Origin of the sequence: Amycolatopsis sp. NBC_00438 (genome assembly GCF_036026695.1) — a bacterium.
Lineage (GTDB): Bacteria > Actinomycetota > Actinomycetes > Mycobacteriales > Pseudonocardiaceae > Amycolatopsis.
Map to the genome: position 1 here is coordinate 6,051,793 of NZ_CP107923.1, position 24,984 is coordinate 6,076,776.

Annotated in this window: 21 protein-coding genes; 10 read left to right on the forward strand and 11 right to left on the reverse strand. The window is 71.2% G+C overall.

What is annotated here, in order from left to right; translation table 11 throughout:
• Window positions 1-35: 35 nt before the first annotated feature.
• Window positions 36-812: an IclR family transcriptional regulator gene (locus OG494_RS26905; RefSeq protein WP_328443276.1), complete on the forward strand. Its 777-nt coding sequence runs from the start codon at window positions 36-38 to the stop codon at window positions 810-812.
• On the opposite strand, the gene OG494_RS26910 is transcribed toward OG494_RS26905, so the two are convergent.
• Complete coding sequence (locus OG494_RS26910; protein WP_328443277.1) at window positions 802-1,305, reverse strand: GNAT family N-acetyltransferase; 504 nt, start codon at window positions 1,303-1,305, stop codon at window positions 802-804. The two genes, OG494_RS26905 and OG494_RS26910, sit on opposite strands and share 11 nt — an antisense overlap.
• 144 nt (window positions 1,306-1,449) lie before the next feature.
• On the opposite strand from OG494_RS26910, the gene OG494_RS26915 reads away from it, so the two are divergent.
• Entirely contained in the window at window positions 1,450-1,956 is a 507-nt protein-coding gene (locus OG494_RS26915) for a hypothetical protein (protein ID WP_328443278.1), read from the forward strand.
• A 169-nt stretch (window positions 1,957-2,125) separates the two neighbouring features.
• Here the strand turns inward: OG494_RS26915 and ftsY are convergent, their stop codons facing one another.
• Window positions 2,126-3,451: a signal recognition particle-docking protein FtsY gene (gene ftsY, locus OG494_RS26920; RefSeq protein WP_328443279.1), complete on the reverse strand. Its 1,326-nt coding sequence runs from the start codon at window positions 3,449-3,451 to the stop codon at window positions 2,126-2,128.
• A gap of 139 nt (window positions 3,452-3,590) precedes the next feature.
• Between ftsY and OG494_RS26925 the strand changes: the two genes are divergently transcribed.
• The 4 genes from OG494_RS26925 (at window position 3,591) to OG494_RS26940 (ending at window position 7,258) form a co-directional block, all read left to right on the forward strand.
• Window positions 3,591-4,799, forward strand: coding sequence for an anhydro-N-acetylmuramic acid kinase (locus OG494_RS26925; protein WP_328443280.1), 1,209 nt, complete (start codon window positions 3,591-3,593; stop codon window positions 4,797-4,799).
• 16 nt (window positions 4,800-4,815) lie between these two features.
• Window positions 4,816-6,384, forward strand: a complete 1,569-nt coding sequence (locus OG494_RS26930; protein ID WP_328443281.1) for a sodium:solute symporter — start codon at window positions 4,816-4,818, stop codon at window positions 6,382-6,384.
• A gap of 84 nt (window positions 6,385-6,468) precedes the next feature.
• Window positions 6,469-6,969, forward strand: coding sequence for a DUF3455 domain-containing protein (locus tag OG494_RS26935; protein WP_328443282.1), 501 nt, complete (start codon window positions 6,469-6,471; stop codon window positions 6,967-6,969).
• Window positions 6,970-7,030: 61 nt separating this feature from the next.
• Window positions 7,031-7,258 carry a hypothetical protein gene (locus OG494_RS26940; protein ID WP_328443283.1) on the forward strand — a complete coding sequence of 76 codons (228 nt, stop codon included), beginning with the start codon at window positions 7,031-7,033 and terminating at the stop codon, window positions 7,256-7,258.
• A gap of 3 nt (window positions 7,259-7,261) precedes the next feature.
• Here OG494_RS26940 and smc read toward each other — a convergent pair whose 3' ends face one another.
• Window positions 7,262-10,864, reverse strand: coding sequence for a chromosome segregation protein SMC (gene smc, locus OG494_RS26945; RefSeq protein WP_328443284.1), 3,603 nt, complete (start codon window positions 10,862-10,864; stop codon window positions 7,262-7,264).
• 169 nt (window positions 10,865-11,033) lie between these two features.
• A complete protein-coding gene (locus tag OG494_RS26950) occupies window positions 11,034-11,294 on the reverse strand; it encodes an acylphosphatase (protein WP_328443285.1) in 261 nt (86 codons plus the stop codon).
• A 221-nt stretch (window positions 11,295-11,515) separates the two neighbouring features.
• Here OG494_RS26950 and OG494_RS26955 point away from each other — a divergent pair, with 221 nt between their 5' ends.
• On the forward strand, window positions 11,516-12,130 hold the full coding sequence (locus OG494_RS26955; RefSeq protein WP_328443286.1) for a hypothetical protein: 615 nt from the start codon (window positions 11,516-11,518) through the stop codon (window positions 12,128-12,130).
• 123 nt (window positions 12,131-12,253) lie between these two features.
• Here OG494_RS26955 and OG494_RS26960 read toward each other — a convergent pair whose 3' ends face one another.
• Genes OG494_RS26960 through kdpF form a run of 6 tightly spaced genes read right to left on the reverse strand, consistent with a single transcriptional unit; the run spans window position 12,254 to window position 19,899 of the window.
• Window positions 12,254-12,952: a response regulator gene (locus OG494_RS26960; protein WP_328443287.1), complete on the reverse strand. Its 699-nt coding sequence runs from the start codon at window positions 12,950-12,952 to the stop codon at window positions 12,254-12,256.
• Window positions 12,949-15,531 carry a DUF4118 domain-containing protein gene (locus tag OG494_RS26965; protein ID WP_442874283.1) on the reverse strand — a complete coding sequence of 861 codons (2,583 nt, stop codon included), beginning with the start codon at window positions 15,529-15,531 and terminating at the stop codon, window positions 12,949-12,951. Before OG494_RS26965 ends, OG494_RS26960 begins: the two co-directional genes overlap by 4 nt.
• Complete coding sequence (locus tag OG494_RS26970) at window positions 15,479-16,090, reverse strand: potassium-transporting ATPase subunit C (RefSeq protein WP_328443289.1); 612 nt, start codon at window positions 16,088-16,090, stop codon at window positions 15,479-15,481. Before OG494_RS26970 ends, OG494_RS26965 begins: the two co-directional genes overlap by 53 nt.
• Before the next feature lie 4 nt (window positions 16,091-16,094).
• The gene (gene kdpB / locus OG494_RS26975) at window positions 16,095-18,140 is read right to left on the reverse strand and encodes a potassium-transporting ATPase subunit KdpB (RefSeq protein ID WP_328443290.1); all 2,046 of its coding nucleotides are present in this window, start codon (window positions 18,138-18,140) and stop codon (window positions 16,095-16,097) included.
• Window positions 18,137-19,798: a potassium-transporting ATPase subunit KdpA gene (gene kdpA / locus OG494_RS26980; RefSeq protein WP_328443291.1), complete on the reverse strand. Its 1,662-nt coding sequence runs from the start codon at window positions 19,796-19,798 to the stop codon at window positions 18,137-18,139. The genes kdpB and kdpA overlap by 4 nt, the downstream gene beginning before the upstream one ends.
• A complete protein-coding gene (kdpF, locus tag OG494_RS26985; protein ID WP_328443292.1) occupies window positions 19,798-19,899 on the reverse strand; it encodes a K(+)-transporting ATPase subunit F in 102 nt (33 codons plus the stop codon). The genes kdpA and kdpF overlap by 1 nt, the downstream gene beginning before the upstream one ends.
• A gap of 403 nt (window positions 19,900-20,302) precedes the next feature.
• Between kdpF and asnB the strand changes: the two genes are divergently transcribed.
• Window positions 20,303-22,144, forward strand: a complete 1,842-nt coding sequence (asnB, locus tag OG494_RS26990; RefSeq protein WP_328443293.1) for an asparagine synthase (glutamine-hydrolyzing) — start codon at window positions 20,303-20,305, stop codon at window positions 22,142-22,144.
• 42 nt (window positions 22,145-22,186) lie between these two features.
• The gene (locus OG494_RS26995; RefSeq protein ID WP_328443294.1) at window positions 22,187-22,489 is read left to right on the forward strand and encodes a hypothetical protein; all 303 of its coding nucleotides are present in this window, start codon (window positions 22,187-22,189) and stop codon (window positions 22,487-22,489) included.
• A 432-nt stretch (window positions 22,490-22,921) separates the two neighbouring features.
• Here the strand turns inward: OG494_RS26995 and OG494_RS27000 are convergent, their stop codons facing one another.
• Complete coding sequence (locus tag OG494_RS27000) at window positions 22,922-23,392, reverse strand: GNAT family N-acetyltransferase (protein WP_328443295.1); 471 nt, start codon at window positions 23,390-23,392, stop codon at window positions 22,922-22,924.
• Between the two features lie 106 nt (window positions 23,393-23,498).
• Here OG494_RS27000 and OG494_RS27005 point away from each other — a divergent pair, with 106 nt between their 5' ends.
• Entirely contained in the window at window positions 23,499-24,953 is a 1,455-nt protein-coding gene (locus OG494_RS27005; protein WP_328459037.1) for an alpha/beta hydrolase, read from the forward strand.
• Window positions 24,954-24,984: the final 31 nt, after the last annotated feature.

The following is a 24,984-nucleotide window of genomic DNA, read 5'->3' on the forward strand; positions in this document are numbered from 1 at the left end:
GCGGAAGCTCAACGCAGACGTAAGGAGGACCACCGGTGGCAGCGGAGAAGAACGGGCGCGATGGCGGCGTCCAGTCCCTGCAGCGTGCCTTCGAGCTGCTGGAACACCTCGCGGACACCGGCGGTGAGGCCAGCCTGTCCGAGCTCGCGACGCTGTCCGGGCTGCCGATGCCGACGATCCACCGGCTCATCCGCACCCTGGTCGACCTGGGGTACGTCCGGCAGAACACCAACCGCCGGTACGCGCTGGGCGCGCGGCTGATCCGGCTCGGCGAGAACGCGAGCATGCAGTTCGGCGCCTGGGCGCGGCCGCTGCTGGCGGAACTGGTCGAGGAGGTCGGCGAGACGGCGAACCTGGCGGTCCTGGAGCGCGACGAGGTCGTCTACGTGGCCCAGGTGCCCTCGAAGCACTCGATGCGGATGTTCACCGAGGTCGGCCGGCGGCTGCTGCCGCACGGCACCGGCGTCGGCAAGGCGATGCTGGCGCACCTGCCGGCCGCCGACGTGCGCTCACTCCTGGAGCGGACCGGGATGCCCGCGTACACCGAGCACACCTTCACCGACGCGGACGCGCTGGCCGTCGAGCTTTCGCGCATCGCTTCGCAGGGGTACGCGCTGGACGAGGCGGAGCAGGAGCTGGGGGTTCGCTGCGTGGCGGTGGCGGTCCCGGGCGCGCCGGTGCCCGCGGCGGTGTCGGTGTCCGGGCCGTCGGGCCGGCTGACCGCCGAGGCGGTGGCGCACATCGCCCCGGCGGTGCAGCGGGTGGCGGACGCGCTGGGCGCGAGCCTGTCCCAGGCCACGGTCACCGTGTGAGCTCTCCCGCCAGCAGGTCCATCAACAGACCGTCGTGCCAGGTGCCGTCCGGGGCGCGCTCGTACTGGCGCAGCAAGCCCACCGGGCGGAAACCCAGCTTCGTGTAGACCCGGATCGCCGTCGCGTTCGACGCCGCGGGGTCGATGGTCAGGCGATGGTGGCCGCTGTCCAGCAGGTGGCGGCCCAGCGCGCGGATCGCGTCCGTGCCGACGCCGCGGCCGTGGAAGTCCGGGTGCACGGAGATGTCGATCCCGGCGTGGTGGTACTGCGGGTCCAGTTCCTCGCAGCTCTGGATGATCCCGACGACCAGGCCGTCCAGTTCGATCACGTAGCAGGTGTAGCCGGCTTCGACCTCGTACAGGCCGTCGACCTCGTGGGCCGCGTCGCCCCACCAGCGGGCGACCTCCGGTGTGGCGAGGATTTCGCGGACGCGGGCGCGGTCTTTTGCCGAAATGGTACGCAAAAGTACCCGCGCACCGTGGATGATGGGCATGCTTCGGTCCTCTCTCGTGGTGAATGACGGCTTTGGGACGTCTGTCACGAGGAGGGGCACGAGCGGAAGCGCGTCAACCGGGCATACCCGGATTCTGCGTCGGCGCGCACCCGCCCGTCATCCGATTTTCCGCGGAAGGACGGCATGGACTCCCATACCGGCGGCGCGCTTGCCTGGCTCGCTCAGGGCGCCGCTTCGAATCTGCTCGACCGGCTCGTCGATCGCGCGCTCGCCGGGCCGCCGCTGCCGCCCGCCTGGCCGCCACGCCCGGGCGGCTCGGTGCCGGGGACGGTCGAGATCTCCGTGCGGCACCAGCTGACGATCCGGACCCGCACGCCGGTGATCCTCACCCTGCAGGAAGACGGCAGCCGCACGGGCACGGTCTTCTCGGTCATGCTCGGCCACACGACGCGCGTGAACCTGCCGGGCGGCGACTACTTCGGCGCGGCGATGATCGTCGACCCGTCGGCGCGCAAGCGATCCGGTCAGACGCTGCAGGGCATCGGCTGGTCCCGGCTGACGGTCACCGCCCGCAAGACGTCGCCCCTCGTGATCCCGGCCCACCACCCGACGGCGCCGATGCTGCTGCAGCTGGGGCTGCGCAAGGCGGACGGCACGCCGCTGTTCCGGCTGCCGCCGTCACGGCTTTAGCCGTAGCAAGCGGCGGTCTCGTGGCTTGTCACTCGCCCGGCTGCTGGAGAAGTGGGGCTGCGCAAGCCGGACGGCACCGGCGCGTTTCTGCCGCCGCCGCCTGACGCCGCGGGCCCCGAGTTCGGCGAGGCCGGACCCTTTACCACCGGTCGACCGGACTGCCCATCGTCTAGCCGAGCAGGGCGTCCACGAAGGCGCCCGGCTCGAAGGGCGCCAGGTCGTCCGGCCCCTCGCCCAGCCCGACCAGCTTGACCGGGACGCCCAGCTCGCGCTGGACCTGGAACACGATGCCGCCCTTGGCCGTGCCGTCCAGCTTGGTCAGCACGATGCCCGTGACGTCGATGACCTCGGCGAACACCCGCGCCTGCATCAGGCCGTTCTGGCCCGTGGTCGCGTCCAGGACCAGCAGGACCTCGTCGACCTTCGCCTGCTTCTCGACGACGCGCTTGACCTTGCCCAGCTCGTCCATCAGACCGGTCTTGGTGTGCAGGCGGCCCGCCGTGTCGATCAGGACCGCGTCCACGCCCGTGTCCACGCCGCGCTTCACCGCGTCGAACGCGACCGCCGCCGGGTCCGCGCCCTCCTTGCCGCGCACGACCTCCGCGCCGACCCGTTCGGCCCACGTCTGCAGCTGGTCGGCCGCCGCCGCGCGGAACGTGTCCGCCGCGCCCAGCACCACTGTGGCGCCCTGGGCGACGAGCACCCGCGCGAGCTTGCCCGTGGTCGTCGTCTTGCCCGTGCCGTTGACGCCCGCGACCAGCACCACCGCGGGCTGCTTCCGCCCGTCGACGGTGTGCGGCAGCGCGCGCACCGCGCGGTGGCCGTCGGTGGACAGCTCCGCCGTCAGCACCTCGTGCAGCACCTCGCGGGCCTCGGCCGAGTTCCGCACCGCGCGCCGGGACAGCTCGTCGCGCAGCCGCTCGACGATGTGGTTCGTGGTCGCCGCGCCCAGGTCGGCCATCAGCAGCGTGTCCTCGACGTCCTGCCAGGAGTCCTCGTCGAGGTCGCCGGCGCCGAGCAGGCCCAGCAGGCTCTGCCCGAACATCGACCGGGACTTCGTGAGCCGCCCGCGCAGCCGCTCCAGCCGGCCGGCCGCGGGGTCGATCTCCTCGGTGACGGCCGCCGGCTCGACGACTTCGGTGTCCGGCAGCGTGGCGTCCGGCAGCGTGACGTCCGGCAGTGTGACGTCGCGGACCGTGCGCTGGGCCGAGTCGCGCGGGACCGCGGCGTCGTCGCCGACGGCGGGCTGGCCGTCGGTCTCCGGGCGGTCCTCGACGGGGTGCTCGGCCGGCTCCCCGACCTCGGGAGCCTCGCCGCCGGGCGCGAGCGCGATGCCCCCGCTGGCCGCGTAGCTGCCCCCCTTCGGTTTCGCCTCGACCTCACGCTGGGCGTCCAGGCTGATGCGGCGCTTGCGCGCGATCAGCAGGCCGGTCACCAGCAAGGCGACCAGCACGACGACGGCGAGGACTACGAACAGGAACCAGGAGCTCGACACCGCACCATCCTTTCATTCGCCGCCGATCACCGCGGACCCGCCGTCCACGCAGGCAATTCGTAACGACGTACATCCCGATTGGGCCAAGACTTCACGAGGTGGGTTGCGTCACAGGCAACGCTGCACTAAACCCCTCCGGATGGGGAAACGCGTCAGTCACGGCTTCCGGGTGATCGGGTTGATTTCCGGCACGTCGGTCGACGGCATCGACGTCGCCGCGGCCGACCTGCACGCCGAAGAGGACACCGTGGTGCTGACGCCGCTCGGCGAGCTCGACGTCCCCTACCCCGAGCCGCTGCGCGAGGGTCTGCTCGCCGCGCTGCCGCCGAACCCGTGCACCGCCGGCGAGCTGACGCGGCTCGACACCGGCGTCGGCCAGGCGTTCGCCGACGCCGCTCTGCGCGGGGCCGTCGAGCTGGCCGGCGGCACCGCCGACATCGTCGCCTCGCTGGGCCAGACGGTGTTCCACTGGGTGGAGGACGGCAGCGTCCGCGGCACCCTGCAGCTCGGCCAGCCCGCGTGGATCGCCGAACGCACCGGGCTGCCGGTGCTCGCCGACCTGCGCGCCCGGGACGTCGCCGCGGGCGGCCACGGCGCGCCCCTGGCCAGCACCTTCGACCAGCTCTGGCTGCGCGGCCTGGCCGAGGACGCCGGCCGCCCGGTCGCCGCGCTCAACCTGGGCGGGATCGCGAACATCACCGTCGTCACCGCGGGCGCACCGGCGGTCGCCTACGACACCGGGCCCGCCAACGCGCTGCTCGACCTCGCCGCCCACCGCGTCACCGGCAGCCGCAGCGACCTCGACGGGCGGCTCGCGCTGAGCGGTTCGGTGCGCCCCGATCTGCTCGTACGGCTGCTCGCCGACCCGTACTTCGCCGCCCCGGCGCCGAAGTCCACCGGCAAGGAGTACTTCAACGCGGCCTACCTCGACGCCGCCCTCGACGGCCTGCCGCCGGTCACCGCGGCCGACCTGCTCGCGACACTCACCGAACTCACCGCCGTCTCCGTCGCCGAACAGTGCCACCTCCACGGCGTGACGACGGTGATCGCGTCCGGCGGCGGCATCGCCAACCCGGCGCTGATGACGGCGCTGGCCCGGAACCTGCCGTCCGCCGTGCTCAAGACCAGCGACGACCTCGGCCTGCCGGGCGCCGGCAAAGAGGCGTACCTGACGGCGCTGCTGGGCTGGCTCACCTGGTGCGGCGTGCCCGGTACGGTGCCGTCGGCGACCGGTGCGCGGGGACCGCGTCTGCTCGGCGCGCTCGTCCCGGGTGCCGGGCCCTTGACCCGTCCTGCCCCGCTGGGGGGCGCCGTGACGCGGTTGCGCGTCGCGGAGAAGGCCGGATGAGGAGTAGGAGAAGTCCATGCGGGGTGTCGATCTGGCCATCATCGTGGTCTATCTGGCGGCGATGCCGCTGATAGGCGTACTGGTCGGGCGGAAGCAACGGTCGGCCGCCGACTACTTCGTCGGCGAGCGCAGCCTGCCGTGGGGCGCGGTGATGCTGTCCGTGGTGGCCACCGAGACGTCGACGCTGACCGTGATCAGCACGCCGGGCCTGGTGTTCGGCAACGCGTTCCTGTTCCTGCAGCTGGCCTTCGGGTACATCATCGGCCGGGTCATCGCCGCGTTCGTGCTGCTGCCGCGGTACTTCCGCGGCAACCTCGTGAGCGCGTACGCCTTCCTGGGCAAGCGGTTCGGTTCGGGGCTGCAGGGCACAGCGTCGGTGACGTTCGTGGTCACGAGGCTGCTCGCCGAGGGCGTCCGGCTGTTCGCCGGCGCGATCCCGATCAAGGTGATCCTGGGGCACTACAACATCCACCTGGACTACTGGGTGATCGTGGTGATCCTGACCGCGCTGACCCTGATCTACGCCTACATCGGCGGGATCAAGGCGGTCGTCTGGGTCGACGTCATCCAGCTGACCCTGTACCTGGGCGGCGCCGCGGTGGCGGCGATCGTGCTGCTGAACAAGCTGCCGGGTGATTGGACGGCCCAGGCGTCGGCGGACGGCAAGTTCATGCTCGTCGACTTCACGAAGAACCTGCTGACCAGCCCGTACGCCTTCGTGACGGCGGTGCTCGGCGGCGCGGCGCTGTCGATGGCCTCGCACGGCGCGGACCAGCTGATCGCGCAGCGGCTGATGGCCACGCGCAGCCTGCGCGACGGCCAGAAGGCGCTGATCGGCAGCGGCATCATCGTGACGATCCAGTTCGCGCTGTTCCTGCTGGTCGGGGCGATGCTGTGGGTGTTCAACGGCCGCAAGTCGGTCGCGCAGCTCGGCCTGCAGAGCCCGGACGACGTGTTCTCGAAGTTCATCATCGACGACCTGCCGGTCGGCGTGTCGGGCCTGCTCATCGCCGGTGTGCTCGCGTCGACCATGGGCGCGCTCGCGTCGGCGCTCAACGCGCTCTCGACGTCGACGGTGGCCGACCTCTACCAGCGCTTCACCAAGAAGGCGCCCGAGGATTCGAAGCTGCTCAAGCACGGTCGCATGTGGACCCTGATCTGGGCCGTCGTGTTCGCCGTGTTCGCGTCGCTGTTCTCCACCACGAAGAACTCGGTGATCGAGCTCGGCCTGGCGATCACCGGCTACACCTACGGCGCGCTGCTCGGGGCGTTCCTGCTCGGCCTGCTGATCAAGAAGGCCCGGCAGGTGGACGCGATCATCGCGTTCGTCGCGACGGTCCTGGTGATGGCGTTCGTGATCCTCGGCCTGAAGTTCAGCGCGAAGACCGGCGGCCTGATCGGCGTCGACTTCAGCAAGGCGGCCGGGGACCGCGTCGCGCTCGCTTATCCCTGGTACACGCTGCTGGGCGTGGTGATCACGCTGGTCGTCGGCGGGTTGCTCTCACTGCGGCACCGCACGCCCGACCCGAAGGCGGCCGAGGCGAACGCCGTGGGCGAAGACAAGCGAGAAGTCACTTCCCCCTGATTCTTCTGAACCGGTTCCGGCGGGCGTCCGTGTTGGTCAACGGGAGCCCGCCGGGAAGCGGCGGGAGGATACGAAGGTGGGAACATGAAACGGATTTTGGTTGCGCTCGCGGTCGGCTCGCTGGCACTCGGCGGCGCGGCGACGGCTTCGGCCGCCACGGCGACCCCGAAGGTCCCGGTGGCGATCCAGGTCCCGGACGGCAACCGGCCGCTCGCCACGTACTCCGGTGACGGCGTCCAGATCTACGGCTGCACGAACGGCGCCTGGGCGCTGATCCAGCCCGCGGCCGTGCTGTCGAAACACGGTCAGCCGGTGGCCATCCACAGCAAGGGTCCGGTATGGACATCCACTGTGGACGGAAGCACGGTCGGCGCGGCCGCGGTGGCGAACTCGCCGCGTGACGGCGCGATCCCGGAGCTGCTCCTCAAGGCGAACCTCAACAGTGGCACCGGGGTGTTCGGCAAGGTCACCTACATCCAGCGCCTGAACACCCGCGGCGGCGTCGCGCCGGCCGGGGCGTGCACGGACGGCGCGCAGACCGCGGTCCACTACACGGCCGACTACGCCTTCTGGGTGGCCCAGTAAGACAACGCGGCCCCCTGTTCCCGCTCCACCGTGAACTCGGTGCGGGGACAGGGGGTTTCGCATGGGGTTCTTCATCGGTATCGGCGTGGTCCTGGCCGTGCTGCTCGTCATCGGCCTGGTCGTGGACCGGCTCGACCGCAAGCGCGGCGGCAAGGGCGGCATGCTCCGGCCCAGCGGGCGCCGGCCGCGGCTGGACGACGCCGGCCGCGTCGGCAACGACCTGAGCACCTACGAGCCGCGTGTCCGCGGCGAAGACCGGCCCGCGCCGCGCGAAGACGACCTGCGCTGAGCGCTAGCCGACCGCGACCGGTTCGTCGTCGGCCGTGCGCAGGCGCTGCGAGATCACCTTCGTGATGCCGTCGCCCTGCATGCTCACGCCGTAGAGGGCGTCGGCGATTTCCATCGTCGGCTTCTGGTGGGTGATGATGATCAGCTGGGACGAGTCGCGCAGCTGCTCCAGCAGCCCGATGAGCCGGCGCATGTTGGTGTCGTCCAGCGCCGCCTCGACCTCGTCCATGACGTAGAAGGGTGAGGGCCGCGCGCGGAAGATCGCGACCAGCATGCCGACCGCGACCAGCGACTTCTCGCCGCCCGAGAGCAGCGACAGCCGCTTGACCTTCTTGCCCGGCGGGCGCGCTTCGACGTCGACGCCGGTGGCGAGCAGGTCGTCCGGCTGGGTGAGGACCATCCGGCCCTCGCCGCCCGGGAACAGCACGCTGAACACCGTCTCGAACTCGCGGGCGACGTCCGCGTACGCGCCGGCGAAGACCTCGAGGATCTTCTCGTCGACCTGCTTGATCACCGCTTCGAGGTCCTTGCGGGTGTCCTTGAGGTCCTCGAGCTGCGTGGAGAGAAACTTGTACCGCTCCTCCAGCGCCGCGAACTCCTCCAGGGCGAGCGGGTTCACCTTGCCCAGCAGGGAAAGGTCCTTCTCGGCGCGCTTGGCGCGACGGGCCTGGGTGTCGCGGTCGAACGGCATCGGCGGCGGTGCGGTGACGTCCTCGCCGCGGTCCTTGGCCGCCTCGTACTCGGCCATCTCGCCCGCGCTCGGCGGCACCGGGACGTCCGGGCCGTACTCCTGGACCAGGTCGGTGAGGCCGATGCCGAAGTCCTCGGCGATCTTGGCTTCCAGGGTCTCCAGCCGCAGCCGCTGCTCGGCGCGCTGGACCTCGTCGCGGTGGACGGCGTCGGTCAGCTTCTCCAGCTCGCCGGTGAGCTCGCGGACCTTGGCGCGGACGCCGGTCAGCGCGGATTCGCGGCTCTGACGCCGGGACTGGACCTGGTCGCGTTCGGTGGCCGCGCGCTGGACCGAGCGCTCGATGCGCTCGAGCGCGATCTCACCGCCGTTGACGACGGCGTCGGCGATCCGCGCGCCGTGCTTGCGGGCCGCGGCCGCGCGCTCGGCTCGTTCCCGGGCCTGCTGCTCGGCGTGCGCGGCGCGGCGGAGGCCTTCGGCCCGGCCCGCGATGCTGCGCGCCCGCTCCTCGGCGGTGCGCTGCGCGAGCCGCGCCTCCATCTCCTCCTGCCGGACGACGGCCAGCTCTTCGACGGCCTGGTCGCGCTCGGCGGTGTCCGGGTCGTCCTCGACGGGCTGCTCGGCGACGGCGGCGAGCCGTTCCTCCAGCTCGGCGAGCTGCGCGAGAGCCTGGATGCGGCTGTGTTCGACCTTCGCGCGCTGCCCGGTGAGGCGTTCGACCTCGGCCTGGGCGGCGCGGGCGGCCTGCTGCAGCCGGTTGAGCCGCTCCGAGGAGCGGGCCTTGCGCACCTTGGCGTCGCCGAGGGCGTCCTTGGCCTGGGAGACCTCTTCACGGCGGGCCTGCTGCTCGGCGCGGGCGCCTTCCAGCTCGGCCGCGTACTGCTCCAGCTGGCGTTCGGCCGTGCGCAACCGCACCCCGGCCTCGTCGACGGCGGCCTGGACCTCGATCACGCTCTCGCGGGCGCCGGAGCCGCCGATCGCCCAGCGGGCGCCGAAGACGTCACCCTCGGCGGTGACCGCGCGGACGTCCGGGTGCGCGGCGACCAGGTGCCGAGCCGACTCGAGGTCGCGGACCAGGGCGAGCTTGTCGAGCGCCTGCTCGACGGCGGGCCGCAGCTGGGCCGGCGCGGAGACGACCTCGCGGGCCCAGCGCGCGCCGTCCGGCAGCGCGGGCCACGCGTAGGTGTCCACAGTGGACTCGGGCGCGCCGAGCACGATGCCGGCGCGGCCGTTGTCCGTGTCCTTCAAGTACTTCAGCGCGCGCAGGGCGTCTTCGCCGCCGTTGACGGCGACCGCGTCGGCCACCGGGCCGAGCGCCGCGGCCAGCGCGACCTCGTGGCCGGGCTCGACGGTCAGCAGCGCGGCGACCGAGCCGAGCAGGCCCGGCAGCTCGTGGGACGCGCCGAGCAGCGCGCCCGCGCCGTCCTTGCGCTTGAGCCCCATGGACAGCGCCTCGACGCGGGCCTTCTCCGACGCGATCTCGCGCTCGGCGGTGCGTTCGGCCTTGACCAGCTCTTCGACGCGCGCCTTGGCCGCGTTGTTGGCCTCGACCGCGCGGTCGTGGTGGGCCATCAGCCCGGAGTCGTCGGACTCCTCGACACCGCCCTCGGCCTTGGCCTCTTCGAGTTCCTCGACGGCGAGTTCGGCACGCTCGGCGGACTCTTCGATGGAGACGCTGAGCCGGTCGATCTCGTCGGTGGTGGCGCCGTTCTTGCTGCGCAGCGCCTCGACCTGGCCGGTCAGCTTGGCCATGCCCTCGCGGCGGTCGGCGATGGCGCGGACGGCGGCCCAGTGCGCGCGCTCGGCGGCCTGGACGCGCTGTTCGAGGTCTTCGCGCCGCAGCACGGTCTGGGCGAGCAGCTCCCGGGCCTCCATGACGGCCTCGTTGAGCTCTTCCTCCTGCTCGGCGACGCGCTCGGCTTCTTCGAGCAGCTCTTCGGGGTCGCGGCCGCCGGTGTGCGCGGCGACGTCGGCCGAGAGGTGCCGCTGCCGTTCGATGGCCAGGCGGACGGTGCCGCGCAGCCGCTCGGCCAGCGCGGACAGCTTGTACCAGGTCTCCTGGGCGGTCTGCAGCAGCGGCGCGTCCTCGGCGAGCGACGACTCCAGCTCGGTCTCCTCGGCGGAGACGATCTCGAGGGTCTGCTCGACCTCGGCGCGACGCTGGCGCGCGACCTTTTCGTCGGCCTCTTCACGCTCGATCGAACCGCGCTGGGTGACCAGGTCGTCGGCGAGCAGGCGCAGGCGGGAGTCGCGCAGCTCGGACTGCACGAACTGGGCCTTGCGGGCGATCTCGGCCTGCTTGCCCAGCGGCTTGAGCTGGCGGCGCAGCTCGGTGGTGAGGTCGCCGAGGCGGTCGAGGTTGCCCTGCATGTTGGCCAGCTTGCGCAGGGTCTGTTCCTTGCGCTTGCGGTGCTTGAGGACGCCGGCGGCCTCTTCGATGAAGGCGCGGCGCTCTTCGGGCTTGGACTCGAGGATCGCCGAGAGCTGGCCCTGCCCGACGATGACGTGCATCTCGCGGCCGATACCGGAGTCCGACAGCAGCTCCTGGACGTCCATCAGGCGGCAGCGGTCGCCGTTGATCTCGTACTCGCTGGCGCCGTCGCGGAACATCCGGCGGGTGATCGACACCTCGCCGTACTCGATCGGGAGGGCGCCGTCGGCGTTGTCGATGGTCAGCGTGACCTCGGCGCGGCCGAGCGGGGCGCGGCCCGCGGTGCCGGCGAAGATGACGTCCTCCATCTTGCCGCCGCGCAGGTCCTTGGCGCCCTGGGTGCCCATGACCCAGCGCAGCGCGTCCAGCACGTTCGACTTGCCGGAGCCGTTCGGGCCGACCACGCAGGTGATGCCCGGCTCGAAGCGCAGCGTGGTGGCCGAGGCGAAGGACTTGAAGCCCTTGAGCGTCAGGCTTTTCAGGTGCACTGGGTGCTGACCCCTCTGGCTGCCGGTACGGGCGTTTCAATCGTCCCAGGCTACCTGGGGGTGTCCTCGGACCGCCGGACGCGCCCCCTCTCCGGCGCGCCTTAGCACAGCGTGATCGGCATCGGCAACCTCGTGCGCCACACCCGCCCCGGAAGTACCAAGGCTCGAGTTACCGCTCGAAGAACCCGCTGAGCCCCCCTTTCGGGTCGGACCAGCGCTCGACGACGGTCTCCACACTTCCGGGTGATTCGCCGGACCGAAGGGCCGCCAACAGCCGCTCACAGTGGTCGCGATCACCCTCCGCTATGACCTCGACACGACCGTCGGGCATGTTGCGGGCACTGCCGACGAGACCGAGCTCGAGCGCACGGCTGCGCGTCCACCAGCGGAAACCGACACCCTGGACTCGACCGCGGACCCACGCCGTCATCCTGGTGTTCGTTTGTCCCTCACTCACGCGTTCATCCTTTCCGGACAGTTTGACTGCGCACAGTGATCACGCAGGCTCCCTACCTGGGCGAATGCGGCACTGACGGTGATAATCTCCCCGCCGAGGTCGCCCTCCCGGGTTCCCCCGCTCGGGCAAGCAGTGATCGTTTGACGACCTCGAGCCGCAGGTTTCGAAGCTTCCCCGATCTTCTAGGAGCCTCTATGCCCCGCCCCGACGGGTCGGATTCGAGCTCACGCATCACCAGGATCGACACCACCGCGCCGCCGAAGAGCAGCAAACCGAACCGCGCCGGGTACGTCGTGCTCGGGGTCGCGGGCCTGGTGGTCGCGACGGCGTTCGCCGCCGTCGCCGAGCTCGCCGGACCGGTCCCCGCGACCACCGCGGGCGGCACCGGCGCCCCGGGTGGCCAGGGCACCTCGCCCGCGGGTGTCCAGACGATCCCGGGCACCCCGACCCCGGGCGGCCCGTCCACCCTCGGCGGCCCGCCGTCGCCGACGGACACGCCCTCGTCGAGCGCGCCGACCACGGTGGTGTCGGTCAGCCCGGACGGCAAGACGACCACCACGGTCGTCACCCAGGCCCCGCCGCCCCCGTACACGCCCCCGCCGGGCGGTGGTCCGCACAGCTCGGCGCCTCCGGCGACGACGCCGAAGACGACCCCGCCGCCGCCCACCACGACCACGCCGCCGCCGACCACGACGACGTCACCGCGGACGGACCCGCCGACCGACACGACCACGCCGGCCGGTGGCGGCGGCAGCTCGTCGGGCGCGCCGTCGATCAGCACGACCGGGACGTCGCCGACGACCAAGTAAGCGCGAAGTCCCCGAGGGCCACCGCCGCGGCGGTGGCCTTCGGGGTTTCCCGCCGCCGCACGCACGGCTCGCCTCGCTGCGCCGGCCGGAGGTCACCTTTCCCGAGCCCTCACGACCTCGGCGTCAGGCCTCGAAGCGGTAGCCCATGCCCGGCTCGGTCAGCAGGTGGCGGGGCCGCGAGGGTTCCGGCTCCAGCTTGCGCCGCAGCTGGGCCAGGTAGACCCGCAGGTAGTGGGACTCCGTCTCGTACGACGGCCCCCACACCTCGTGCAGCAGCTGCTTCTGCGCCACCAGCCGGCCGCGGTTGCGGACCAGCAGCTCCAGCACGCCCCACTCGGTCTTGGTCAGGTGGACCTCGACCCCGTCGTGGCGGCGGACCTTCTTGGCCGCCAGGTCGATGCTGAACGACGACGTCTCCACCACCGCGTCCACGTCGTCGGCGCCGGCGACCGCCGAGCGGCGCACCGCGGCGCGCAGGCGCGCGAGCAGCTCGTCCATGCCGAACGGCTTGGTGACGTAGTCGTCCGCGCCCGCGTCGAGGGCCTGGACCTTGTCGGCCGAGTCGCCGCGGGCGGACAGGACGATGATCGGGACCGTCGTCCAGCCGCGCAGGCCGGCGATCACCTCGGTGCCGTCGAGGTCGGGCAGGCCGAGGTCGAGCACGACGACGTCGGGCTTCGTCTCGGCGACGGCCTTGAGCGCGGCGGTGCCGTCGTGCGCGGTGATCACCTTGTAGCCGCGCGCGGTGAGGTTGATCCGCAACGCGCGCACGATCTGCGGCTCGTCGTCCACCACCAGCACGGTGGCAGCGATGTCGCTCATCGGACCCCTTCCCGGTACATGACACTTTCCGCGGGCAGCGAGACGACGATCGTGAGCCCGCCGCCCGGGGTGTCCTCGGCGCGGATCGTGCCGCCCATCGCCTCGGTGAACCCCTTCGCCACCGACAGCCCGAGCCCGACGCCGGGCGTCGCGTCCCGGTCGCCGCCGAGCCGCTGGAACGGCGCGAACGCCGAATCCGCCGTCCCCTTGCGCAGTCCCTTGCCGTGGTCGACGATCCGCAGCTCGACGTGGCCGGAGTGCGCGCTCGCGCGGGCCGACACCCGGCCCCCGCCGTGCCGCAGCGCGTTGTCGAGGACGTTCGCCACCACCCGTTCCAGCAACCCGGGATCCGCGAGCACCGACGGCAGCTGGTCGTCGACCGCGACGACCACTGCGTCCGAGGAGTCCACATTGGACAGCGCGTGCGCGACGACCTCGTCGTAGCCCACCGGACGCAGGTGCGGCACCACCGCGCCGGTGGCCAGCCGCGATGAATCCAGCAGGTTGTCGATCAGGCCGGCCAGCCGGTCGGCGGACAGCTCGATGGCCTCCATCAGTTCCGCGGTGTCCTCATCGGACAGGTGCAGGTCGGGCGCGCGCAGGCTGCCGATGGACGCCTTGATCGACGTCAGCGGCGTCCGCAGGTCGTGCCCGACCGCCGAAAGCAGCGTCGTGCGCAGCTCGGTGGCCTCGGCCTTGCGCTCGGCTTTCGCCGCGGCGTCGGCACTGCGCTGCTGCCGCAGCGAAAGCAGCGCCTGTCCCGCGACGGCTTCCAGCACCCGGCGGTCGGCCGCCGGCAGCGCGCGCCCCCGCAACGTGAGGTGGACGTCGGCGGTGACCGCGATGTCGACGTCGGCCTCGTCCGGGTCGGCGCACGGGTGCTCCCCCGCCGTCGCGACGCCGTGCCACTCGCCTTCGCGCTTTTCCAGCAACGTCACGGAAGTCAGCGCGAAGTTCTCGCGGACCTTCTCCAGCAGCCGCTCGATCGGGTTCGCGTGGGTCAGCACCGTCCGCGCGTAGGACGCGAGCAGCGCCGCCTCGGTCCGCGCCCGCGCCGCCTGCGTCGCCCGGCGCGCGGCCGCGTCGACGACCAGCGCGACCAGCACCGCGACCACGACCATCGCGATCAGCGTCACGAGGTTCTGCGGCGTGTGCACGTTCAGCGTGTACAGCGGCGGCGTGAAGAAGAAGTTGAGCAGCCCGGCGCCGAGCACGGCCGCGACCAGCGCCGGGCCCAGGCCGCCGACCAGCGCGACGACGACCGTGGCCAGCACGTACGAAATCACGTCCGTGGCGAAGTCGAGCCCGGCGGGCACGAACAGGCCGATGACCGTCACCAGCACCGGCAGCACGACGCTCAGCACCCAGCCCGCGACCAGCCGCGAGAGCCCCAGCGGGCTCGCGCCGAGCCGGGCCCGCAGCCGCCCGCCGGCCTCGGCGTGGGTGACCATGTGGACGTCGATCGGCCCGGACCGGCTGACCACGGTGGCGCCGATGCCCTCGTCGAACAGCCGCGCCACGCGGGACCGCCGCGAGGTGCCGATCACCAGCTGCGTCGCGTTGACGCCGCGGGCGAAGTCGAGCAGCGCGGTCGGGACGTCGTCGCCGACGACGGTGTGGAACGTCGCGCCGACCTCCTCGGCCAAGGTGCGGCAGCGGGCGATCGCGGTCGGGCCGAGCCCGGACAGGCCGTCACCACGCAGGATGTGCAGCACCTGCAGCTCGGCGCCGGCGCGGGTGGCGATCCGGCTGGCGCGGCGGATCAGCGTCTCGCTCTCCGGGCCGCCGGTGATGGAGACGACGACGCGTTCGCGCGTCTCCCACGTGTCGGTGATCTGCTGCTCGGCGCGGTAGCGCTGCAGCGCGACGTCGACCTGGTCGGCCACCCAGAGCAGCGCCAGCTCGCGCAGCGCGGTGAGGTTGCCGGGGCGGAAGTAGTTGCCGAGCGCGGCGTCGATCCGCTCGGCCGGGTAGACGTTGCCGTGCGCGAGGCGCCGCCGCAACGCCTCGGGCGTGATGTCGACCAGCTCCAGCTGCTCCGCGCGGCGGACGACCTCGTCGGGCACGGTCTCCTGCTGGGTGACGCCGGTGATGCGCTCGACGACGTCGTTGAGGCTCTGCAGGTGCTGCACGTTGACCGTGGACAGGACGTCGATGCCGGCATCCAACAGTTCCTCGACGTCCTGCCAGCGCTTGGCGTTGCGCGAGCCCGGCACGTTGGTGTGCGCCAGTTCGTCGACGACGGCGACCTCGGGCGCGCGGGCGAGGATGGCGTCGACGTCCATCTCCTCGAAGGCGCGGCCGCGGTGCACGGCGTGCCGGCGCGGCACGATCTCGAGGTCTTCGAGCAGGACCGCGGTCTTCTCACGGCCGTGCGTCTCCACGAGCCCGGCGACGACGTCGGTGCCGCGGTCGAGCCGGCGCCGCGCCTCGCCGAGCATGGCGAAGGTCTTGCCGACGCCCGGAGCCGCGCCGAGGTAGATCCTCAGCTCCCCCCGGCGCGGCTTCTTCGTACTGGTCACGCTGTCAGTGTGCCCCTCCGGCCGCACCTTGCACGGCCAAGTTGAGCTGGAGCACATCCACCCCGGGGACACCGATCCCGGCGCCCGACGTGTTCGCCTCGACGAGTTGCTTCACCCGGTCCGCCGGCAACCCCGTCACCCGGGCGACCCGGGCGATCTGGAGGTCGGCGTAGGCGACGCTGATCGCCGGGTCGAGCCCGGAACCGGACGCCGTCACCGCGTCCGGCGGTACCTGATCGGGTGACACGCCTTCCCGCTTCGCGATGGCGTCCTTGCGCTCGCCGATGGTTTTCACGAGGTCCTCGTTGTACGGGCCCTTGTTGGACGCGCCGGACGTCGACGGGTCGCCGGGGCCGAGCGCGTCCTTCGCAAGGGCCGAGGGCCGGTTGTGGAACCACGGGTCCTTCGCCGGGTCGGCGGGCACCGGGTCGACGCCGATCAGCGACGACCCGACGGCCTGGCCGTTCTGCGTGACGATCGAGCCTTCGGCGTTGCCCTCCAGCCCGGGGATGCGGGCGATCGCCCACACGGCCAGGGGGTAGATCACCCCGAGCAGGACGGTCAGCACGATGAGGACGCGCAGGCCGGCCCAGGTCTGCTTGACGAGAGTGTTCACGAGTTCACCCGATTCCAGGGATGAGGCGCACGAGCAGGTCGATCAGCCAGATCCCGAGGAAGGGGCTGACGATACCGCCGAGGCCGTAGACGAGCAGGTTGCGGCGCAGCAGGGCCGAGGCCGACGACGGCTTGTACCGCACGCCGCGCAGGGCCAGCGGGATCAGCACGACGATGATCAGCGCGTTGAAGATGACCGCGGAGAGGATCGCCGACTTCGGGGTGGCCAGGTGCATGATGTTCAGCGCGCCGAGCTGGGCGAAGATGCCGGTGAACATGGCCGGCAGGATCGCGAAGTACTTCGCGAGGTCGTTCGCCACGCTGAACGTCGTCAGCGCGCCGCGCGTGATCAGCAGCTGCTTGCCGATCTCCACGATCTCGATCAGCTTCGTCGGGTCGCTGTCGAGGTCGACCATGTTGCCGGCCTCCTTCGCGGCCGACGTGCCGGTGTTCATCGCGACGCCGACGTCGGACTGCGCGAGCGCGGGCGCGTCGTTGGTGCCGTCGCCGGTCATCGCGACCAGGCGGCCGCCCTCCTGCTCCTTCTTGATGAGCGCCATCTTGTCTTCGGGCTTGGCCTCGGCGAGGTAGTCGTCGACGCCGGCGTCCGCCGCGATGGCCTTGGCGGTGAGCGGGTTGTCGCCGGTGATCATCACCGTCTTGATGCCCATCGCCCGCAGTTCCTTGAAGCGCTCCTTCATACCGGGCTTGACGACGTCGGACAGCCGGATCACGCCGCGCACCACGGTGTCCTCGGCGACCACCAGCGGGGTGCCGCCCTGGGCGCTGATCTCGTCGACCACCCGCTCGGTCTCGTCGGGGAACTGCCCGCCGTTGTCGCGCACCCACGCGCGCACGGCGCTCGCCGCGCCCTTGCGGATCCGCCGGTCACCGACGTCGAGCCCGCTCATCCGGGTCTGCGCGGTGAAGGGGACGAACTCGCCGTGCACGTCGTCACCCGCGTGGGCTTCGGTGAGCTCGACGACGCTGCGTCCTTCGGGGGTTTCGTCGGCGAGGCTGGCCAGCCGGGCGGCCCGCGCGAGTTCGTCCGGAGTGGAGGATCCCACCGGGATCAGCTCGGTGGCCCGGCGGTTGCCGAAGGTGATCGTGCCGGTCTTGTCGAGCAGCAGCGTCGAGACGTCGCCCGCGGCCTCGACCGCGCGGCCGGACGTCGCGAGGACGTTGCGCTGCACCAGCCGGTCCATCCCGGCGATGCCGATGGCGCTCAGCAGGGCGCCGATCGTCGTCGGGATCAGGCAGACCAGCAACGCCGTCAGCACGATCACCGACTGCTCGGACCCGGAGTAGCCGGCCATCGGCTGCAGCGCCACGACGGCGAGCAGGAAGATGATGGTCAGCGTGGCCAGCAGGATGGTCAGCGCGATCTCGTTCGGCGTCTTCTGCCGGGAAGCGCCTTCCACCAACGCGATCATGCGGTCCACGAAGGACTCGCCCGGCTTGGTCGTGATCTTCACGACGACCCGGTCGCTCAGCACCGTCGTGCCACCGGTGACGGCGCTGCGGTCGCCGCCGGACTCGCGGATGACCGGCGCGGACTCGCCGGTGATGGCCGACTCGTCGACGGTCGCGATGCCTTCGACGACGTCGCCGTCACCCGGGATCACCTGGCCGGCCTCGACGACCACGAGGTCGCCGACCTTCAGCTCGGCGCCTGGAACCTGCTCCTCCCCGGTCTCGGTGAGCCGCCGCGCGACGGTCTCCTTCTTCGACCGCCGCAGGCTTTCCGCCTGCGCCTTGCCGCGCCCTTCGGCGACGGCTTCGGCGAGGTTCGCGAAGATGACCGTGAACCACAGCCAGATCGCGATCAGGATGGTGAAGACGCTCGGGTCGGTGATCGCGAAGACGGTGGTCAGCGCCGAGCCCACCCACACCACGAACATCACCGGGTTGGCGAGCTGGTGCTTCGGGTTGAGCTTCTTGAAGGCGTCGGGCAGCGACGTCCAGAGCTGGCGGGGGCTGAACACGCCCGCGCCGACGCGACCGGTGTGCTCTTCGTGGGTCACCTGAGGTCGTTCTTCGGTGACGGTCATGCGAGTGCCTCCGCGATGGGCCCGAGCGCGAGCGCCGGGATGAACGTGAGGGCCGCGACGAGCACCACCGTGCCGGTGAGCATGGTGGCGAACAGCGGCCCGGTGGTGGGCAGCGTCCCCGCGGTTTCGGGGACCTTCCTCTGCGCGGCCAGGGAACCGGCCAGGCAGAGCACGGCGACGATCGGGATGAACCGGCCGAGCGCCATGGCGACGCCGAACGACGACTGGAACCAGTCGCTCGTCGCGGTCAGGCCGCCGAACGCGCTGCCGTTGTTGTTGCCGGTCGAGGCGTAGCCGTAGAGGATTTCGGACAGCCCGTGCGCGCCGCTGTTGCCGAGCGCGCCCGCCGTGTCCGGCAGCATCAGGGCGATGCCCGCGCCGAGGAGCACCACGGTCGGCATGGCCAGCATCGAGATCGCCGCGCAGGTGACCTCGCGCTTGCCGAGCTTCTTGCCCAGATATTCCGGCGTCCGCCCGACCATCAGGCCGGCCAGGAACATCGCGATGATCGCCATCACGAGGATGCCGTAGAGCCCGGTGCCGACGCCGCCCGGCGAGATCTCGCCGTAGAGCATGTTCAGCAACGGACCGCCGCCGCCGAGCCCGGAGAGGCTGTCGTGGGCGCCGTTGACCGCGCCCGTGGACGTGCCGGTGGTGGTGTCGGCGAAGATCGACGTGCTCGAGATGCCGAACCGCTGTTCCTTGCCCTCCATGCTCGCTCCCGCGGCCAGCGCGGCCGGGTTGCTCGCCCTGGCCTCGGAGAACCAGATGACGGCCAGCGACGCGGCCCAGAGCAGGCCCATCACGCCGAGCAGGACGTAGCCCTGCTTGTTCTTGCCGACGAGCCTGCCGAACGTGCGGGTCAAGCTGACCGGGATCACCAGGATCAGGAACAGCTCGATCAGGTTCGTCCAGGCGTTGGGGTTCTCGAACGGGTGGGCCGAGTTGGCGTTGAGGATGCCGCCGCCGTTGGTGCCGAGCTCCTTGATCGCCTCCTGGCTCGCCGCCGGGGCCAGCGCGATGGTGCTCTGGCTGCCGTCGGGGTTGGTGACGGCGACGCCCGCCTTGAGGCTCTGCACGACGCCAAGGGCGATCAGCACGAGCGCGAACACGAAGGCCATCGGCAGCAGGACGCGGACGGTGCCGCGGGTGAGGTCCACCCAGAAATTGCCGAGCCGGTCGGTGCGCGAGCGGATGAACCCGCGGGTCAGCGCGATGGCGACGGCCAGGCCGACGCCCGCGGACAGGAAGTTCTGCACGGTGAGCCCGGCCATCTGCACGAAGTGGCCCATCGTCGTCTCGGGGACGTAGGACTGCCAGTTCGTGTTGGTGACGAACGAGATCGCCGTGTTGAACGCGACGGCGGGACTCACCGAACCGCGGCCGAGGCTCCACGGCAGGATCGGCTGGAGCCGTTGCAGCAGGTAGAGCAGGACGACCGAGACGAACGAGAAGCCGAGCACGCCGGCGGCGTAGGTCGGCCACCGCTGCTCGGAGTCCGGGTTGACGCGGAAGAGCCGGTAGAGGCCCTTCTCGAGCTTCAGGTGCTTCTCGGTGGAGAAGACGCGCGCCATGTAGTCGCCGAGAGGTTTGTAGACCACGGCGAGGGCGACGAGGAGGAGACCGAGCTGGATGAGCCCGGCCGCGGTGTCGGACATCAGAATTTCTCCGGCCTGATCAAGGCGACGAACAGGTAGACGAGAAGGCCCAGCGCCAGCAGCCCGCCGACGATGTTGGCCACGGTGCCCGCGCCGCTCACAGCTTCTCCAAGCCACGCAGGGCCAGCGCGATAACCACGAAGATGCCGATCATCAGAACGGCGTAGAGCAAGTCGGCCACTAGGCACCTCTCAGGACAGGTCACCGATTTGGTGACCAGGGACGAGGCCAACTGTGCGGCCGTTCCGTCCCTCCGCGGAGGCTGGCTGACGGCGCGTTAACGCCGTCCTGATGCGCATTTACGCCGTCTTTATGGCGGGTGGCGCCGGTCACGCAAGCGTTTGCCTCCGCCACGGCACCGTCGCGGTTCGTGAGTGACTCACGGCACACTGTGTGACCGAATGAGCGCGGAACGTGCAATTCGGGCAGACAAGATGTTCCTGCCGTGTTACACCTGTGTTACCGATAGTTGTACTAGCTAAGTAAAAGCTTGGAGGGGTCCGTATGTGCGGTATCGCCGGCTGGGTTTCCTACGACGCCGACCTCACGCGCCGGCAGGACGTCGTGGACGCCATGACGGAGACCATGGCCTGCCGTGGCCCGGACGGCGTCGGCACCTGGGTGCGCGAGCACGTCGCGCTCGGCCACCGACGGCTCGCGATCATCGACCTGCCGGGCGGGCGGCAGCCGATGTCGGTGCACACGCCGAACGGCGACGTCGCGATGGTCTACAGCGGCGAGGCCTACAACTTCACCGAACTGAAGGAAGAGCTCACGAAGCTCGGCCACAAGTGGGAGACCGACAGCGACACCGAAGTGGTGCTGCACGGCTACCTGCAGTGGGGCGACGCGGTCGTCGACCACCTCAACGGCATGTACGCCTTCGCGATCTGGGACGAGCGCGACGACCGCCTGGTCATGATCCGCGACCGGATGGGCATCAAGCCGTTCTACTACTACCCCACTCGAGACGGGGTGCTGTTCGGGTCGGAGCCGAAGGCGATCCTCGAGAACCCGCTCGCCCGCAAGGTCGTCGACACCGAAGGCCTGCGCGAGCTGATGGCGTTCACCAAGCGCCCCGGCTGGTCGCTGTGGAAGGGCATGGAGGAGGTCCAGCCCGGCACGATCGTCACCGTGACGCGCGAGGGCATCCGCACCCGCACGTACTGGAAGCTCGACGCCAAGCAGCACACGGACGACCAGGAGACCACGGTCGAGCGCGTCCGCGAGCTGATGACCGACATCGTGCACCGCCAGCTCGTCGCGGACGTCCCGCGCTGCGTGCTGCTGTCCGGCGGCCTGGACTCCAGCGCCGTCACCGGCCTCGCCGCGCCCCACCTCGCCGAGCAGGGCGAGCAGCTGCGGACGTTCTCCGTCGACTTCTTCGGCCAGGAAGAGAACTTCAAGCCGGACGAGATGCGCGACACCGCGGACTCGCCCTACATCCGCGACGTCGCGAACCTGGTCGGGTCCGCGCACCAGGACGTCATGCTGAACCCGGCGGAGCTCAGCGACCCGGCGGTGCGGCGCGCGGTGCTGAAGGCCCGCGACATCCCGGCCGGCCTCGGTGACATGGACACGTCGCTGTACCTGCTGTTCAAGGCGATCCGCGGCGAGTCGACGGTGGCCCTGTCCGGCGAGTCGGCCGACGAGGTGTTCGGCGGTTACCGCTGGTTCCACGACGAGAAGGCCGTCAACGCCGACACGTTCCCGTGGCTGGCGTTCCGGAACTCGATGATGGACGAGCGCGCGTCGCTCTACACCGCGGAGCTGCGGCAGAAGCTGAACCTGGAGACCTACGTCGCGGACCAGTACGCGACGGCGGTCGCCGGTGTCGACCACCTCGACGGCGAGTCCGCGAAGGAAGCGCGGATGCGGACGATCTGCAACCTGCACCTGACCCGTTTCGTGCGGATGCTGCTCGACCGCAAGGACCGCGCGTCGATGGCGGTGGGCCTGGAGGTCCGCGTGCCGTTCTGCGATCACCGGCTGGTCGAGTACGTCTACAACACGCCGTGGTCGCTGAAGACGTTCGACGGCCGCGAGAAGAGCCTCCTGCGGCACGCGACCAAGCACGTGCTGCCGGAGTCGGTGGCGCAGCGGGTGAAGAGCCCGTACCCGTCGACGCAGGACCCGGGCTACGCGGCGGCGCTGCAGCAGCAGGTCAAGGAGGTCCTCGCGGAGCCGAACCACGCGGTGTTCGGCCTGGTCGACAAGGCCTGGGCGCACCGGGTGTCCGAAGTGGACTCGGCCACCATGGACCCGGGCGCCCGCATCGGCCTGGACCGGCTGCTCGACCTGTACCACTGGATCGAGATGTACTCCCCGGAGCTGCAGCTCGACTGAGGTCTTGACCTCGAGCGCACTTGAGGTCGCACGCTGGGTGGCATGAAGGTGCTGCTGTTCGGCCGCAACCCGGCCACGGTCTCGAGGGTGACGGCGGCGCTGTCCGCGGCGGGTCTCGCCGCGGACGGCGTCGCTTCGGAGGAAGCGGCGTTGTCCCGCCTGGGCGTGGTGGACGCGCTGGTGCTGGGCGCGGGAGTGGTGGGCCCGCTGCGAGAACGCCTGACGGCCGCGGCGGCGCGGCACGGGGTGGCGTGGGTGCAGGGACCGCACATCCTGCCGGAGCGGGACGCCCTGGAGTACGTCCGCACGGAGATCCTGCCGCGGCTGAAGTCAGGCCGACGGTAGCTCACCACAAGGACACCGAGCTCAGACCGGCCGCCACCACACCGGAAGTCGCGTCAAGACCGTCGGCGACCCGACCCGCCGGCGTGCGCGAGCCGGCGGGCAACCCTCGCCGTTCTCGAACACCAGCTTCGAGATGAGCTGGGCACCTGCTTTCGCGGCCGCCGGCTCAAGCCCCTTGCACAGCGAGTTCGCAACGAACTGCGCACCTACGCCAGCGGCTGCCAGCCTGCCGGTGCACCGATGGCTTCCGCCGAAAGTCCACGGCGGTAGCACCTCGGCCGGCAGCCACCGCAGCAGCAGCAGCCGACGGTACGCACCCCAGCGCGGTCACACTCGCAGGCGATGCCCGACCGCAACGGCACCAGGCGGCGCTCGGTGACCGGAGAATGGCCACCTCACCGCGACATGAGCCAAGTCCCGCCGAAGCCGGTGTCAGCTCAGCGGTAGTTCCGCTGCCACTTCGTCGCCGCGCTGCGCCAGCTTCGCGCCGATTCCGCTCAGCAGGGCTCGAGCGCCGCGATTACCCGCCGTCGTCGAGGCGATGAACCGCGATGTGCCCGACCCGCGGGCCTCCGCCAGCAGGGCGGCCGTCACCTGCTTGCCGATCCCCCTGCCCCGGGCGGCCCGGCTCAGCCAGATTCCCGCCTCCACCGCGTCCCCGCGCGGTTCCAGACGGGCCGCTCCGACCGCCTTTCCGTCGACGTCGATCACCCACGTGCGTTCCACGGCCGTCTCCGCGCGGAGGGAACGGCCTCGGTGGAACTCGAGGAACGCCGCCCGGCGGGCCGGCGTCCAGCCCGGCTCGTCTTCGACCGGCGGCATCACCTCCAGGGGGTCCGCGCCGGAGACGGCGGCCTCCAGCAGTCGCGCCAGTGCGGGCTCGTCCAGGGGTGTCAGGTTCACCCCCGAAGTGAAGCGCCAGTGACACCACGTCACAAGGGCTGGTGACGTCAGCACACTGCTTCCCCGCCGCCCGGCGCGCTGGAATCGGGGCATGTCCTCGACACCGATGAAGAAGATCCTCCTGGCCGCCGCCGTCGTGGCGGTCGCCGCGACCGCTGTGGTGCCCGCCGCCTCGGCCGCGCCTGCGGCGAGCGGGCTGAAGTGGGGGCCCTGTCCGGCCGGCGCCTTCCCCACACCCGACCTGGAGTGCACGACGCTGCCGGTTCCGCTGGACTACCGCGACCCCGGCGGCCGCAAGATCGACATCGCCGTCTCGCGCCTGCCGGGCAAGCACCCCGAAAAGCGGCGTGGCGTGCTGTTCACGAACCCCGGCGGCCCCGGCGTCGAAGGGCTGGACTACCCGCAGCTGCTGGCCATCCCGAGCCTGCCGGCGCCGCTGCCGCAGAGCGTGCGGGACCAGTACGACGTCATCGGCTTCGACCCGCGCGGCATCGGGCACAGCTCCCCCGTGACCTGCGATCTGACGCCGGAGCAGCAGGCGACCGGCAACCTGCCCTACGCCGAGGGCCCCGCCGACGTCATCAAGCAGGCGCAGGTCTCGAAGGCCGTAGCCCGGCAGTGCGCGACGTCCGGCACCGGCTGGATGCTGCCGCACGTGACCACGGCGAACACCGCGCGGGACATGGACCGCATCCGGGAGGCGCTGGGCGAGCCCACGCTCTCCTACCTGGGCGCGTCCTACGGCACGTACCTGGGCGCGGTCTACACGACGATGTTCCCGCGGCGCGGCGACAAGATCGTGCTCGACAGCAATCTCGGGCCCGGCGGCTACGACATCGACGCGATGCGCGCCTTTTCCCAGGGCCTGAAGGACCGGTTCCCGGACTTCGCGAAGTTCGCCGCGGCGAACCCGAAGTACGGGCTGGGCACCACCCCCGCCCAGGTGACCGCCAAGTTCTTCGAGCTGGCCACCCGCCTGGAGAAGGCGCCGGTCGCGGGGATCGACGGCTCGGCCTTCCGCGGTCTGGCGTTCAGCTACTCCTACGGCGACGCGCAGTTCCCGGACCTCGCCGCGGCGTGGCAGGCGCTGGACAAGGGTGAGACGCCGAAGCTCACGGGCGAGATCACCGAGAACATGCTGGCCGCCCGGCTCGCCGTGGTCTGCACCGACTCGCGCTGGCCGCGGTCGGTAGCGACCTACCAGGCCAACGTCGCGATCGACCGGATCCGCTACCCGATGCTCGGCGCCGCCACGGCGAACATCTCGCCGTGCGCGTACTGGACGACCCCGGCGACCGAGCCGAAGGTGCGGATCACCGCGAACGGCCCGTCGAACGTGCTCCTGGTGCAGAACCAGCGTGACCCGGGCACCCCGCTGGTGAACGCCCGCAAGCTGCGCGCGGCCTTCGGGGACCGGGCCCGGATGGTGACCGCCGACGAGGGCGGCCACGGCGTCTACGTGGTCGCGGGGAACCAGTGCGCCAACACCGCGGTGACCGACTTCCTGGTGACGGGTGAGCGCCCGGCGCGCGACACCTTCTGCGCGGCGGAAACGCACTGACCGAGGGCCCGGCCGGTCAGCGGTGATCGGC